The organism is Paenibacillus sp. NPDC101420, from assembly GCF_050277435.1.
Taxonomy (GTDB): Bacteria; Bacillota; Bacilli; order Paenibacillales; family Paenibacillaceae; genus Paenibacillus_AQ.
On sequence record NZ_JBNNSE010000001.1, the window covers coordinates 1,904,033 to 1,917,392 of the forward strand.

The 13,360-nt window shown below is 45.2% G+C and carries 13 protein-coding genes and 1 riboswitch; of the genes, 3 read left to right on the forward strand and 10 right to left on the reverse strand.

The genetic code is table 11. The features are described from left to right. Positions 1-191 precede the first annotated feature (191 nt). Together ACQKMP_RS08265 and ACQKMP_RS08270 are read left to right on the forward strand one after the other, a co-directional pair. Complete coding sequence (locus ACQKMP_RS08265) at positions 192-1,286, forward strand: Xaa-Pro peptidase family protein (RefSeq protein ID WP_339245732.1); 1,095 nt, start codon at positions 192-194, stop codon at positions 1,284-1,286. A gap of 541 nt (positions 1,287-1,827) precedes the next feature. Beyond that, positions 1,828-2,607 (forward strand): alpha/beta fold hydrolase, encoded by a 780-nt coding sequence (locus ACQKMP_RS08270; protein ID WP_042185646.1) that lies wholly within the window; start codon positions 1,828-1,830, stop codon positions 2,605-2,607. A 160-nt stretch (positions 2,608-2,767) separates the two neighbouring features. Here ACQKMP_RS08270 and ACQKMP_RS08275 read toward each other — a convergent pair whose 3' ends face one another. The 10 genes from ACQKMP_RS08275 to ACQKMP_RS08320 form a co-directional block, all read right to left on the reverse strand. Further along, positions 2,768-3,733 (reverse strand): NAD(P)H-dependent flavin oxidoreductase, encoded by a 966-nt coding sequence (locus tag ACQKMP_RS08275; RefSeq protein WP_427469224.1) that lies wholly within the window; start codon positions 3,731-3,733, stop codon positions 2,768-2,770. A 6-nt stretch (positions 3,734-3,739) separates the two neighbouring features. Next, the gene (locus ACQKMP_RS08280) at positions 3,740-4,543 is read right to left on the reverse strand and encodes an energy-coupling factor transporter transmembrane component T family protein (protein ID WP_427469145.1); all 804 of its coding nucleotides are present in this window, start codon (positions 4,541-4,543) and stop codon (positions 3,740-3,742) included. Further along, positions 4,536-5,393 (reverse strand): ATP-binding cassette domain-containing protein, encoded by an 858-nt coding sequence (locus ACQKMP_RS08285; protein ID WP_427469146.1) that lies wholly within the window; start codon positions 5,391-5,393, stop codon positions 4,536-4,538. Before ACQKMP_RS08285 ends, ACQKMP_RS08280 begins: the two co-directional genes overlap by 8 nt. Continuing rightward, positions 5,378-6,178: an energy-coupling factor transporter ATPase gene (locus tag ACQKMP_RS08290; protein ID WP_427469147.1), complete on the reverse strand. Its 801-nt coding sequence runs from the start codon at positions 6,176-6,178 to the stop codon at positions 5,378-5,380. The genes ACQKMP_RS08285 and ACQKMP_RS08290 overlap by 16 nt, the downstream gene beginning before the upstream one ends. Beyond that, entirely contained in the window at positions 6,179-7,000 is an 822-nt protein-coding gene (locus tag ACQKMP_RS08295) for an SDR family NAD(P)-dependent oxidoreductase (protein WP_427469148.1), read from the reverse strand. 2 nt (positions 7,001-7,002) lie between these two features. Continuing rightward, positions 7,003-7,344, reverse strand: coding sequence for a MaoC family dehydratase (locus tag ACQKMP_RS08300; protein ID WP_427469149.1), 342 nt, complete (start codon positions 7,342-7,344; stop codon positions 7,003-7,005). Beyond that, a complete protein-coding gene (locus tag ACQKMP_RS08305) occupies positions 7,319-7,720 on the reverse strand; it encodes an FAS1-like dehydratase domain-containing protein (RefSeq protein WP_427469150.1) in 402 nt (133 codons plus the stop codon). Before ACQKMP_RS08305 ends, ACQKMP_RS08300 begins: the two co-directional genes overlap by 26 nt. Further along, positions 7,717-8,868, reverse strand: coding sequence for a thiolase family protein (locus ACQKMP_RS08310; RefSeq protein WP_339245715.1), 1,152 nt, complete (start codon positions 8,866-8,868; stop codon positions 7,717-7,719). Before ACQKMP_RS08310 ends, ACQKMP_RS08305 begins: the two co-directional genes overlap by 4 nt. Continuing rightward, positions 8,865-10,346, reverse strand: coding sequence for an AMP-binding protein (locus tag ACQKMP_RS08315; protein WP_427469151.1), 1,482 nt, complete (start codon positions 10,344-10,346; stop codon positions 8,865-8,867). Before ACQKMP_RS08315 ends, ACQKMP_RS08310 begins: the two co-directional genes overlap by 4 nt. Positions 10,347-10,555: 209 nt before the next feature. Beyond that, complete coding sequence (locus ACQKMP_RS08320) at positions 10,556-11,269, reverse strand: queuosine precursor transporter (RefSeq protein WP_042185630.1); 714 nt, start codon at positions 11,267-11,269, stop codon at positions 10,556-10,558. Positions 11,270-11,279: 10 nt separating this feature from the next. Continuing rightward, a riboswitch (PreQ1 riboswitch) is annotated at positions 11,280-11,325 on the reverse strand. 343 nt (positions 11,326-11,668) lie between these two features. Here ACQKMP_RS08320 and ACQKMP_RS08325 point away from each other — a divergent pair. Beyond that, on the forward strand, positions 11,669-13,357 hold the full coding sequence (locus ACQKMP_RS08325; RefSeq protein ID WP_427469152.1) for a methyl-accepting chemotaxis protein: 1,689 nt from the start codon (positions 11,669-11,671) through the stop codon (positions 13,355-13,357). Positions 13,358-13,360 lie beyond the last annotated feature (3 nt).

The window sequence follows — 13,360 nt, forward strand, 5'->3', positions numbered from 1 at the left end:
AGAAAAGCTTCTTGTCAGGTTTTAAAAGTATAGGTGATCAAATATGCATCCTTGTTTACGGAAAGCTTGCGAATAGGCATGTTATGATTAGCCCACGATAGATGTATTCCGTCTCGTGCGTCTAGTCTATTTTTGATCTATAATAGGAATATTGCAGTTCTAATCGTGAAGTTGAAAGGGGAACACCAACTATGAATAATGCTCTGACAAGCCTAGAGCAGCAAATGGCGGGCGAAGGCCTTGATGCCCTGCTCGTAACAGATCCCAAACATGTCTACTATTTAACCGGATTCGCCAGCGATCCGCATGAACGTTTTCTCGGTCTGCTGTTGATACGCGGAGAAGAGCCAATGCTCATTCTACCCGCACTGGATGCAGAAGCGGCTCAAGCAGCTTCTTCGGTCACCAAAATCCTAACTCATAATGACACCGATAATCCCTATAACCTGCTTAAAGATTGTTTCGGCAGCAGTAAGCTAGGTACTCTTGGTATAGAGAAGGAACATTTCTCAGTAGCCCGTTTTGAGCATCTAACCGCAGCCGTTCCAGCAGAACGTTTTAGTGATATAGGTCCATTGCTGCGCAGCATGCGCTCCAAAAAGACCCCAGATGAAGTTAAGCGCATGAAACATGCCGCTGAGCTAGTTGAGGAAGCTTTGCGCCGCGTGCTTACCCATGTAAAAACAGGCGTTACAGAAAACGATTTAGTAGCGGAACTGGAATATCTAATGAAAAAAGTTGGCGCTTCCGGCCCTTCCTTCGACACTATGGTGCTTTCTGGTCCGAAAACTGCTCTGCCTCACGGTGTTCCAGGCAACCGGGTCATTCAGCCAGGCGACTTCCTGATGTTTGATATTGGGGTGTATGCTGATGGTTATGCTTCTGATATTACACGTACCTTTGCTATTGAATCCGTGGACGACAAGCTAATCACGATCTATAACACCGTGCTGGCTGCCAACGAAGCTGGGATCGCTGCTTCCAATCCTGGAGCTCCCTTCGGTTCTGTCGACAAAGCTGCGCGTGATGTGATTGAGGAAGCCGGATTCGGAGAATATTTCTTGCACCGTGTCGGACACGGACTCGGTATGGATGTGCATGAATATCCATCACTCCATGGACAGAACGATGACATTATTGAGATCGGCAATGTGTTCACCGTCGAGCCAGGGATTTATGTACCGGGACTAGCGGGTGTGCGTATCGAAGATGATCTGATTATTACAGCTGAAGGTGCGGAAACCTTAACAAGCTTCCCTAAGGAACTGACTATTCTTCATTTGTAGAAAAGAAAATATCAAGAGTATCCGAAAAATATTAGAATCAAAGATAGCCCATCCCTAATAAGTTGGAAAAGAATCACTTTCAACTTACTGTGATGGGCTTTCTCTTTTTCCCGCACCATACTCGACTTGTTCAGACCTTTTCAAATCCATAATCCCTTTCAACCTTGCAAATTCTTGTTTTATAAGCGAGATACCAATCAGATACAGTAAAACCTTTTATGTTTTAGCAATCTCACTCATGACTTTGCCTCCGTTTTTTGGTTATTGCTATATCAATATTAGCGCATATATTCCTGAGTATAGGTTGCTAAACTAATCTGCCCGTTAGTTGAACAAATAAAAAAACGGCTGCCGAAGCAACCGCTATTCCACTAACGTACCCCGTGAGCTCAATGATCTGAAGAAATTGTTTCACTCAAGCTATTCCTCAGAAATCTCTACGTACTATCTAAACCCAATTTGACGCCGAAATTAGGCATTAACCTTGCCTAGGGCGAATATCTTAACGGGGAAATACATTAAAAAAAATGAGGCGATACACTTGGGATACTTCGTTACTGTAGAACCGGGCGTAAAAGTATTTATAGAGGACATCAATCCGAAGGGAAATAAAACGATACTTTTTATTCATGGATGGCCGCTAAACCATAACCAGTTCGAATATCAGTTCAATTTCCTTCCTAAGCTCGGATATCGTTGTATCGGAGTGGACTGGAGAGGATACGGTAATTCGGATAAACCATTCGATGGTTACGGTTTCGATAGATTAGCAGATGATCTTCGTATGGTCATCGAAGCGTTACAGCTAAAAAACATAACACTGGCAGGACACTCTACCGGAGGAGCGATCTCAATTCGTTATATGGCTCGTTATAAAGGGTACGGGGTATCTAAACTCGTCCTGATCGACGCTGCGTCTCCATCAAGCGTTCCAAAAGAATTTACGAATAAAATCATCGAAGAGACAAACAATGACCGTCCGAAAATGCTGCAAAACCAAACGGAGAGCTTTTTCTTTCAGTACATTTCTGAAGCGAAATCCGAATGGTTCTTTCTAATGGGTTTACAAGCTGCGAATTGGTCGACCTCCGCCATTATGGTCACGCTAAGAGATGAGAATGTTTACAACGATCTTGGACAGATCGATGTGCCCACATTAATTATCCATGGAATTCATGATAAAGTCGTTCCGTTTACCCAAGCTCAGGAAACAAATAAGCTGATTAAAAATTCGCAATTAGTTCCATTCCAATACAGCAGCCATTGCCCTTTTTTGGAGGAGCGTGATAGATTCAACCAACTATTATCTTCTTTTGCATAACGCCTCGGATTAGCCGCACCATCGCTCCCCATAAATATAGTCCGATAATGCCCGATGATTGAGCAAACCTGCCCGTTAGCTTAAAAAAGTATCGTCAATCTAATACCTATCTTTCAGTTCATTAATTCATCTTTTGGATACAACTGCTCTGCTGACAACTTCACGCCTGCATTCCCCACATCCCGCGAATCGACTCTGCGTCTTTGACCATCCTGCCGACTAGTTCCGAGACTGTAGGGATATCATGGATCATCCCTGTCACTTGGCCTGCCCAGCCGATGCCCTCTTCTTTGACATCATCATAAATCCAGCGCTTGTTGGCTGCACCGCTAATATATTCTTTTAAGGCTTCATAAGTCGGAGTCACACGCTCAATTTCGAGAATCTTATCTATGTACTCACTACGCAATACTCGCGCGGGCGCTCCGATAGAGCGTTTGATTACGACTGTATCTGACTCGGAGCTTTCTACTAGGGCTTTTTTATAAGAAGCAGCCGCATGAACACATTCAACCGTAGCAACGAATCGTGTGCCCATTTCAATTCCCTCAGCCCCCAGTGCATGGGCCGCCATCCATCCGCGGCCATCCCCGATCCCGCCTGAAGCAATCACAGGAATATCAACCGCATCAACTACTTGAGGAACGAGCACCATAGTCCCTACATCATCACGTCCCAAGTGGCCTCCTCCCTCCTGCCCGACAACAATAACCGCAGAAGCGCCTAATTGTTCAGCTTTTTGGGCTTGTCTGCGTGAAGAGACGAGCACGAGCGTTTTAATATCAGTCTGCTGTAGCATTTCCAGTATAGGGGCCGGATTCCCACCGGTGAGACTCACCACGGGAACCTTCTCGTCGATGGCGACCTGTACCCGATCTTCATAACCGATACCATGCACACCGATGGCAAAATTAACGCCAAAAGGCTTGTCGGTCATAGTACGGACCCGTTCGATTTCTGAACGTAAAGCCTCTGCGCTCGGAAGACTCATCGCTGTAACCTGACCCAATCCACCAGCATTCGAAACGGCAGCGGCGAGGTCTGCGTAACCTAAATAAGCAAGTCCACCTTGAATAATAGGATACTCTATGTGTAATAACTCCGTAATACGGGTGTTCCATTTCATCTTCATCTACACCTTTCCTATCTTTAACCACAGCAGAATCACAGCAAATAAAAGAGCAATACCCCCTGCCAGATAATCCATTTTCTGAAATAGCAATACCCTATAAGAAGTTCTTCCTTTACCATTTCCATAAGCACGCGCATCAATCGCATAGCTAAGCTGTTCAGCACGTTGAATCGTCGTGAAGAGCAAAGGAATAATGATCGGGACATAAGCAAATATCCGTTTTGGTAGTGATAATGCTGTAAGATCATAACCTCTAGCCTTTTGTGCGAGCAGAATACGATCAAGCCCCTCCTTGATGGTAGGAATAAACCGGATCGCAATCACTATCATTAAGGAGAATTGTTCTACGGGTATCCCCATTTTGGATAGGGGTGCAAGTAGCTTTTCAAGACCATACGCTAAGTCTAGCGGTTTAGTCGTTAACGTTAATACTGAGGCTAATAAGATGAGCAATATAATACGCCAAACAAAAAGTAATCCTGTTCGCAGTCCCTCTTCAGTTACCTCAATAAAGGACCAAGACCAGAGGAGCGTTCCTTTGGTGAACACAGCATTATACAGAAGGGTAAACAGCAAAACAAATAATAACGGCCGCAGCCCCCGCCAGAAGAAATGAATAGGAACCTTCGACAGCAGCAAAATTCCGAATACAAAAACGGTTGCAACTGCATAGCTAAGCCATGTTCCAAGCATCAGAAAGCTAAGCATGAGAATCACGATACTAACAAGCTTTATACGAGGATCTAAACGATGGAAAATCGAATGCGTCTCCACATATTGACCCACTATTACGGAATCAGCCATGTAGACGCCCCCTCGAATGCCAAATTGGCTGAACAGCATCGAAGATATCCTGCTCTTTACAGCTAGCAACCTCTATTTTTTGGCCAGATAGTTCCTCTACTAGCTTCAAAAGCTGTACGGGTTCAGGCATGGACAAGCCCAGCTCCACCAATAATTCTTCCTTTTCCATAAATAGTGTTCTGGGGTCAAAATGTCCTTCTAGCTGACCTTTATGAAAAACCAAAACCTCATCCGAGTACTCAGCAACATCCTCCATCTGATGCGAAACGAAGAGAATGGTGCTCTGATTTTGTTGCTGCCAAGTCTTCAGTAGCTTCAGCAAAGATACTTGGCTAGCTGGATCTAGCCCCGCTGTCGGTTCATCCAAAATTAGCAGCTTCGGATTCGTCATCAACACGGAGGCAATGGCCACACGGCGCTTTTCTCCACCGCTTAATTGGAATGGATTTAAGGGGAGAATGCCCTCTGATAGACCCACTTGCGGTAAAATCCTTTCAATCGCCTCCGTGATTTGCTGGCGTGAAGCACCCTGCAGATTCAGAGCAAAAGAAAGCTCCTTTTGCACCGTAGTTTCGAATAGCTGATGCTCTGGATATTGAAACACGAAGCCCAGCTCCGGGACCACCTTTAATTGTCCTTTGGCATCTCTGGGAGCAGGCTGCTGATCAATCCAATACTCTCCTTTTACGGTGGGAATCAAGCCCTTCAGCACTTTGACAAAGGTAGACTTTCCTGCACCCGTTGGACCGATAATCGAAATCCATTTGCCCGCAGTTATGGTGCAGTTTATATCGTGCAAAGCCATATGATCAGCATAGTTTACACTTAAATTATCTAATTGGTAGACCATTGTGATCGAATTATCCCCTTCCAATCGGCTGTTGGCGGCGCTGCTGAATGGAGCAATGCATGTACACGCACGGCAAAAGGCAGTTGTAATTGATAGTCCGCAACAGGCATCGTTTCAAAAAAAGCCAGTGGAGCACCATCATACTCAAGTCGCCCTTGATGCAGGAGTAATAAACGTTCTGCTGAAAGCACTTCCTCCATATGGTGAGTGATCTGAATAATGGTCAGCCCTTGACGATGCAGCTCTTGCATAATGGCAAGCACCTGCTGTCTTCCCTGAGGATCAAGCATAGAGGTGGCTTCGTCAAAAATAATGACTTGCGGGCGCATCGCCAATATAGCCGCAATAGCGACACGTTGCTTCTGACCTCCAGAGAGCTGATGTGGCATGGCATCCAGATAATCCTCCATATGGACGGCCTGCAAGGCATCCCCCAACCGGCTGCGCATTTCCTCCCTTGGCACACGGATGTTCTCCAAACCAAAAAGCACCTCATCCATAACGGTTGTGGTGATAAATTGATCCTCTGGGTTCTGAAAAATAAAGCCGATTTGCTGATGAATATCTGCAAGGTCAGCTGGATTTGTGGTATCTAGACCCTTAAATTGTACCGATCCTTTTCGCGGCAGCAGCAGTCCGTCCATGAGCTTTGCAATGGTGGATTTGCCAGAGCCATTCGCGCCAACAATCGCCACAAACTCCCCCGCTTCTATCGTAAAGCTGATATCCTCTAGGACAGGCTGACCCTTTTTATAATAAAAATGAACTTGATCGAAGGTAAGCATTTATTCACTCCCCTTTTGACGATGCCAAGCAGCGAAAAATGCCCCAATGCTGTTCTCGGAAAATGCAGGTGCAGGCTTCTCCCATTTCGTCACTTTTGATCCATTCACAGCAAAGATTTCACCGGTTAAATCCGCGTCAGACTCACTCAATAATGCAGTCACAAAGGAAGCAATATCCTCCGGGCCACCTATTTTCCAAAAGTCTGGGAACGGTTCATTAAGACTGGCATGTTTCGCTTTCAAATGATTAATGACAGGTCTGGTCATATCTGTTAAAGCGGCTGGTGAAATCGCATTGACCCTAATTCCATCACGTTTCAGCTCCGCTGCGAGTGTCCACGTCATTCCAAGTATTCCAGCTTTGGCTGCACTATAATTCACCTGACCCACAGAACCTGTTAGTCCAGCCGTAGAGGTCATCAACAGGATATCGCCACCTGTCTGGCGCATATATGGAAGTACGCGTTGAATGCTATAGTAGGTGCCATTTAGATGCACATCCAGCACAGCCTTCCACTCTTCATCCGTCATCCGTAGACATTTCTGATCCTGCAAATTCCCAGCGTTAGCTATCAATACCTCAATACGGCCATACCGTGTAATAACCTCATCCACCATTGCAGTGACCGCAACTGGATCTGCTACATTAGCAGAGTATCCTGATGCCTCACCACCCGCCTGACGAATCTCGTGGACAACCTCATCGATTAAGACTTGTTTTGTACCATTTACAACTACTATATAACCGGACTTGCCGAGCTGCACGGCAATACTACGCCCGATCCCTCTGGTTGCTCCAGTAATTAAGGCTACTTTGTTCATCACTACACCTCTTTCACTGAAAAAGCTCCCGAAGCAATAACATCGCCAGCTTCTGTTGTAAGGGTCACTTTAACCATGCAGTCATCCTCCGAAAAATCAAAAATCACGACATTATCGACCTCTATAGGCTTATGAAATTTCATATCATATTGAGTGATCCACTGTGCCTGATGCGCCTCGATATATAAGGATTGGGCTAATCCCATTAGATACATCCCATGCGCAATGGGCCGCTTAAATCCAGCCTCAGCTGCAGCATCCTCATCTAGATGAATAGCGGCCAGATCTTGGGAAGCTGCTGCATATTGCCGGATGGCCTCAGCCGTTATGTATTTTCTCATCATGATCATCACCTACCCGAATTAACACCGTTTCTGCGGTGACTATAAGCTCGTCCTCACATTTACAAACCAGCGTATGTGTGTAAAAGGTCAGCTTGCCCTGCCGGCCATCTTTTTGCACCTTGCTCGTTAATGCTAATTCACAATCTAACGTCATCCCTGCCGTAATCGGAGCTTGATATGAGAATTTCTGAGTACCGTGAAGCAAAGGCTCTCCCTTGCTAAGCCAAGGAATTTCGAAGGCTTGCCAAAAAATAATAGGCATCGTAGAAGGAGCAATCAGATTGCCATTAGTCGTCTGCACGGGTGCCTCAATACTCTGTGCGTAATCCGATATCCACTCAGCAGTCATAAGAATCTGATGTCGGACGCTGTTCATTCCGTAACCTCCACAAGCGTAGCCAGCCCCAACCCGCCGCCAATGCCCAAAGTGGCAAGTCCCCTTTGATAAGGCGTATGCTGCATTTCAGCACATAAGCGAGTCATTAAAATCGCTCCGGACGCCCCATATGGATGACCGATGGCTAATGCGCCTCCTCCAAGATTGACCTTTTCCTGTGGGATCTGAAGCTCATTCAGTGAGGCTAGAACTTGCGAAGCAAAGGCTTCATTAAACTCTACGATATCTAAATCGGCTATGGTCAGCTGTTGACGATGTAACACCTTTTGTACAGCTGGAACTGGGCCCATACCTAAATAATTCGGATCTACACCTGCTGCTTGCGCATCTACGACACGCAGGATAGGTTTTAGCTTGAGTTGCCGACATTTCTCACGGGACATCATTAATAGAAGCGCCCCACCATCATTAATAGGACAGGCATTTCCAGCGGTGACAGTACCCTTTTCTTCAAAGATTGAAGGTAGCTTTCGCAGCTTGTCCAGGCTCGTATTAGCCCTTGGACATTCGTCGGTGTTCACCCACTCCCCCTCAACCAGAAGAGGTACAATCTCCTGCTGAAACCTACCACTTTGCTGAGCATGAACGGCCTTCTGATGGCTTTTTAAGGCATATTGATCCTGCTCTTCTCGCGAAATCCCATACTTCCGCGCTACATTTTCCGCAGCAATTCCCATATCCGGGTCACCGTAAGCGCTAGGTGTAAAATGAGCACGGGTATATAGCTGCGGAACCCCCATCAAGGTTTGGGGCTTAGCCATTTTCCAAGGGGCACGACTCGTGCTCTCAACGCCGCCCGCTAAATAAATCTCACCTGCGCCACTTTGAATAAGCCGTGCTGCTATATTAATGGCCTCTAGCCCAGAACCGCACTGCCGATCCACAGTAACGCCCGGAACCGAAACAGGCAGTCCCGCTTCAAGCGCAGCTACCCGGGCAATATTCCCACCCGGACCGACCACATTTCCAATAATCACATCATCGATCATATCGACGGGCAGATTCGTCTCTGCCACAATATGCTGAATAAGCGGCGCCAGTAATGCTTCCGGCTCAAATGTACTTAATAAGCCGCCCATCCTGCCAATCGGTGTACGTTTTGCCATAACAATTACTGCTTCTATCATACCATCGCTCTTTTCACATAGTCTTTCATCGCTTGCCGGGCAATTTTGCCACTGCTTGTATAGATAAACTCATCAACTGTCAGCAGCTCCTTCGGCGCTTTGTAACTTGCTAAATACTGGCGACAATAATTCTTTATTTCGTCTATAGATAAATGCTTTTCACCATTCCATTTCACGAGGACTGCCAGCTGTTCTCCCCAATAATCGTCAGGGACGCCAAGCACCATTACTTCTTGTATTTCCGGAAGATGCTCCAGTACTCGCTCTATTTCCTCTGGATAAACGTTCAGCCCACCCGAGATGATTCTATTTTTCAAGCGACCCGCCAGATATAAATAACCAGCTTCATCCTGATAAACATAATCCTCCAACACAAGCCATCCCTCTCGAAAAGCTGCTGCGGTCTCCTTCGGCAATTGATGGTAGCCTAGAAATATCATATCACTTCGCACATATAACTGCCCAATCTCCCCCGTAGGGACTTCACGGAACTCTTCATCACGAATGGAAATTTGCACTCCGGGATAGGGCTTGCCTACAGAGTTCGGATTATGCTCTTCCAGAACATCCAAATAACTAATATAACTCGCTTCTGAGGAACCATAGGATTCATAGAGACGCGTTCCAGCGAACACTTCTATGCCCTTTTTTTTGGACAACTCCGACCACTTTGCACCTGAGCTAATAATCGCATCAATCTGCGTCTGCCCAGGAACAGCCTGCTGCATCATGGATTCAAGCATTGTCGGTACAACAAACAACACCACACCCGGAATCTGCCTGCACAGCTCTAACACCTGTGTGGCGCTAAATTTTTGCGTAATATGAAAGTTTGCTCCACCATACAGACTCTGCATTACAGCGAACAAGGACAGCGAATGCACAAACGGACCCGGTGCTAAAACATCCTTCATAGCGTCCAATTCAAAGGCAGCACTCGATACCTCAAAGCTCTTTAACCACGATAAATGGGTACGCATATATCCTTTGGGTAGCCCCGTTGTGCCTGAAGTAAAGCCGATAAATAATAACTCGTTCGTCTCATCCAATTCAGCTTCTGGCTTCTGGGCCTTCAACCACTGATCATAGGAACCTGTTCGTTCATTTGAAAAAGTCAGCGTTGGGATGGCTTGGTCCTTGAAGACCAAATTCTTTGCAGCTTCCGGCTCGGCAAAAATCATTGTCGGCTGGCACTGCTCTATAATAACCCGCAGTTCATTTGCACTCCACTTGGGATCTAAAGGAATGGGAACACAGCCTGCATAAATAGCCCCCAAGAAAACCTCGACAAATTCAATGCGATTCGTAGATAAAATAGCGATTTTGTCATGCTTAAGGCCCTTTTGCTGTAGACCATTGGCAATTCTCCGCATCGCTTGCACTAATGTTGCATAGGTATGCGTTGCTTGGTCATGGGTTAAGGCAATGCTGTCGGGCTGTTCTGCTGCATGACGCAGTATAGGAACTACTAGATTCATCCTTCACCACACCTATTCGTAATTTCTGTGACTACCGATTATGTACACTCTCTTCGCTCGGGATACAATTAGAATGGCTACGATAGCTTATTTTAGCTTTATATTAATTTTATGTACATATTTATATGGAACGATTGAGCCCTCTTACGACTGAAAAAATCAAACAGCGCGCATCGATTATGATCGGTACGCGCTGGCTGTATTGTTGTTTATTCCTTCTTATGAGCGGATGATGGTATTCCATCTTCAGCAAAAGTAAAAGTTCGGGCGATATATAAGATAGGTGTGCTTACTGCGGTTAGTAAGAATTTGGCTAGATACGTTGTAAGCAAAATTTCAAACCACACACTCCAGTTATACAACCCAGCAAATGCAATGGTACAGAAGATTAGTGTATCCACAAAGGAGCTAACCATCGTACTGCCGTTGGAACGAATCCACAACTGACTTGAGGTGCTGTAATATTTGCGAATCCAGGAGTACAACCGAACGTCTAGGAACTGACTAATGAAGTAAGCAGTTAGACTACCCAACGCTAGTCGAGGCATCAGACCAAAGATCGTCTCCAAAGAAGACTGAGCAATATCGGTCTCTTGCGGCTTAAATACTAGTACCATTTGCATAATGACTGTCGTCATAAGCAAGGTGAAGAAGCCAAACCAAACCGCTTTACGTGCTTCTGCTCTTCCGTACTTCTCATTAAGCAAATCGCTGGTCATATACAAAGTGACATACATCGTATTTCCGAGTGTCATCACGATATCAAATGGCATAGCAATCGTCTTAGCTACCTGAATGTTTGCAATTACAGTAGCGATACCTACCCAGGCATACATTCCACTTTTGCCGAACAGGCGGTAACAGAGTAGAAAAAAAGCAAAATTGACAATAACAAATAAAACTCCCCACATCAAATTAAACATATTGCTTAAACTCCTCCTAGTTTTGTTTACGCGGGATGGTTACGAACCGCGGCTTACATTAAGTTTTGGAACAAAACATTAATACTCTATCACACTGTCGTCAAACAATCCATAAAAATAAACAATTTATGAAATGGGTATTTATACCCATTTTTATTAACTAAAAATAAAAGTGTCAGTAATAATTCATCTTTTTCAGAAAAATATGCTCTATAAACTAAAACTTTCACTATTCATCCAGAGGTTAATTCTATAGAATAGTATCAAACACTTCATTCCCGATCCATTTAGTTGATATATTACATAACTATGGAATATATTGCAGGTTGCCAGTCACTAGCAGTCGGTAGGGATATAAAGAAATGGGGCTTCGCTGCCCATAAAAAGGGGGAGAACAATATGTTTCGTTTCAAGCAGTCGATCAGTCGCAGATTTACGCGTTTATTATTTGTAGTTCTATTACTCACGTCTCTTTTGTTAAGTACCAGCTTCTACTTTATATCCACCAGTATTTTCAACAGCTATGTCATGCCACAAATTAATCAAATTCTAACTGCAGCTGCTCAGGACGTATATAAGAATATAAATACAATGCATGCTCAGCAAGCACTAAAGAAGAACGAACAAGCAGCCACCAATCTTGAATTTTATTTCCAGGATAAGAGAAAGCAGCATGGGGTTGAGACTATTTTTCTACTCAATCTAAAAGGCAAGGAAGCTGAGGTTCTGTCCGTAGATCATGATGCAAAATTAAAGCCGGAGGAAATTGTTAAGGTGTCCTCTGCAATTCAGCAAGCTCTTAAAGGAAAGAGCGGACTAAGTGATACATACAAGGACTCGCATGGTGTACATAAGTCAGCTTATATCGGAATTCCCGGAAGTACGATGGTTATCGGAATCAGCAGTGATGTAAGCTTTATTCAAGAAAAAACAGACAGTATTCTGTGGACCAGTGCCGGGATCACTCTGCTAACGCTGATCATAGGCTCAACTGGTGCCTGGTTTATGAGTATGCGGATTACTCGTCCTATCTCAAAGCTTGCAGCTTACAGTGCCCGTCTCGCAGAGGGAGATTTCACAGAGGAATTAACGGTTAAAGGCAGTGATGAGGTAGCTCAACTGTCCAGAAGCTTCCAAGCAATGACCCTGCGCTTAAAAGAAATGATTGGACATGTACTCGTCACCTCAAATACTGTGGTCACCGATTCCAATTCTTTAAGAGAACGTGTTGAGGTCTTAAATGAAATGGCAGACCACTCTAGTACATCTGTTGTAGAAATTGGCAAAGGTAGTACGACCATCGCGAGCAGCGCTCTAGATAATTCAAAAGCTATGGAAGAAATCAATTTCGGCATTCAGCATATTGCTTCAGCAGCCACCGAAGTCACTGAGCAGATCAGTGAAGCTTCCGCTGAAGCGATTGGCGGTAATGAGATTGCCCAAAGTGCCGTTCTGCAAATGCGCCATGTTGAACGTGCCTCCCTGCAGTCGCTGGAGCAATTACAAGTTATGAATGAACGTTCAGTAATGATCGGAGAAGTCGTTCATAGCATTACTGAAATTACGAAGCAAATCCAAATGCTGTCGCTCAATGCTTCGATCGAAGCAGCACGTGCAGGAGAACATGGACGCGGATTTGCCGTGGTTGCCGGAGAAGTACGCAAGCTTTCCGAACAATCCCGTAATGCGAATGAGCAGATTCGTAATTTCCTACTCGGACTTCAGGAAGATATGAATCGCTCCGTTACTGAGATGAACCATGTGAATTCTGAGGTAGCCTCCGGGGTAGGCAAGGTGGCAGAAGCGGGCGATGCCTTCAATCACCTTCTGATTCTGATCCAAAGCATCAATCAGAATATTCAATCCGTATCTGCGGCTACGCAGCAAATCTCAGCAAGTACAGAAGAAGTTAGTGCTTCCGTCGAGGAAACCGCACAAATCACTTCAAGATCCCAAGAAAGTGCGGACACACTATCCGAGAACTCCGAGCGCCAACGTATAGAGCTTGAAGGACATGCAGTAACCGTGCAGCATCTATATGAGCAGGCTAAGAAGCTTCAGGAAGCTGTGCAACAATTTAAGATCTAAAGC

Excerpts from the sequence above, each read along its gene's own strand:
- ACQKMP_RS08265 (WP_339245732.1), top strand. The coding sequence starts at position 192 with ATGAATAATGCTCTGACAAGCCTAGAGCAGCAAATGGCGGGCGAAGGC.
- ACQKMP_RS08275 (WP_427469224.1), bottom strand. The coding sequence starts at position 3,733 with ATGAAATGGAACACCCGTATTACGGAGTTATTACACATAGAGTATCCT.
- ACQKMP_RS08280 (WP_427469145.1), bottom strand. The coding sequence starts at position 4,543 with ATGGCTGATTCCGTAATAGTGGGTCAATATGTGGAGACGCATTCGATT.
- ACQKMP_RS08285 (WP_427469146.1), bottom strand. The coding sequence starts at position 5,393 with ATGGTCTACCAATTAGATAATTTAAGTGTAAACTATGCTGATCATATG.
- ACQKMP_RS08290 (WP_427469147.1), bottom strand. The coding sequence starts at position 6,178 with ATGCTTACCTTCGATCAAGTTCATTTTTATTATAAAAAGGGTCAGCCT.
- ACQKMP_RS08295 (WP_427469148.1), bottom strand. The coding sequence starts at position 7,000 with ATGAACAAAGTAGCCTTAATTACTGGAGCAACCAGAGGGATCGGGCGT.
- ACQKMP_RS08300 (WP_427469149.1), bottom strand. The coding sequence starts at position 7,344 with ATGATGAGAAAATACATAACGGCTGAGGCCATCCGGCAATATGCAGCA.
- ACQKMP_RS08305 (WP_427469150.1), bottom strand. The coding sequence starts at position 7,720 with ATGAACAGCGTCCGACATCAGATTCTTATGACTGCTGAGTGGATATCG.
- ACQKMP_RS08310 (WP_339245715.1), bottom strand. The coding sequence starts at position 8,868 with ATGATAGAAGCAGTAATTGTTATGGCAAAACGTACACCGATTGGCAGG.
- ACQKMP_RS08315 (WP_427469151.1), bottom strand. The coding sequence starts at position 10,346 with ATGAATCTAGTAGTTCCTATACTGCGTCATGCAGCAGAACAGCCCGAC.
- ACQKMP_RS08320 (WP_042185630.1), bottom strand. The coding sequence starts at position 11,269 with ATGTTTAATTTGATGTGGGGAGTTTTATTTGTTATTGTCAATTTTGCT.
- ACQKMP_RS08325 (WP_427469152.1), top strand. The coding sequence starts at position 11,669 with ATGTTTCGTTTCAAGCAGTCGATCAGTCGCAGATTTACGCGTTTATTA.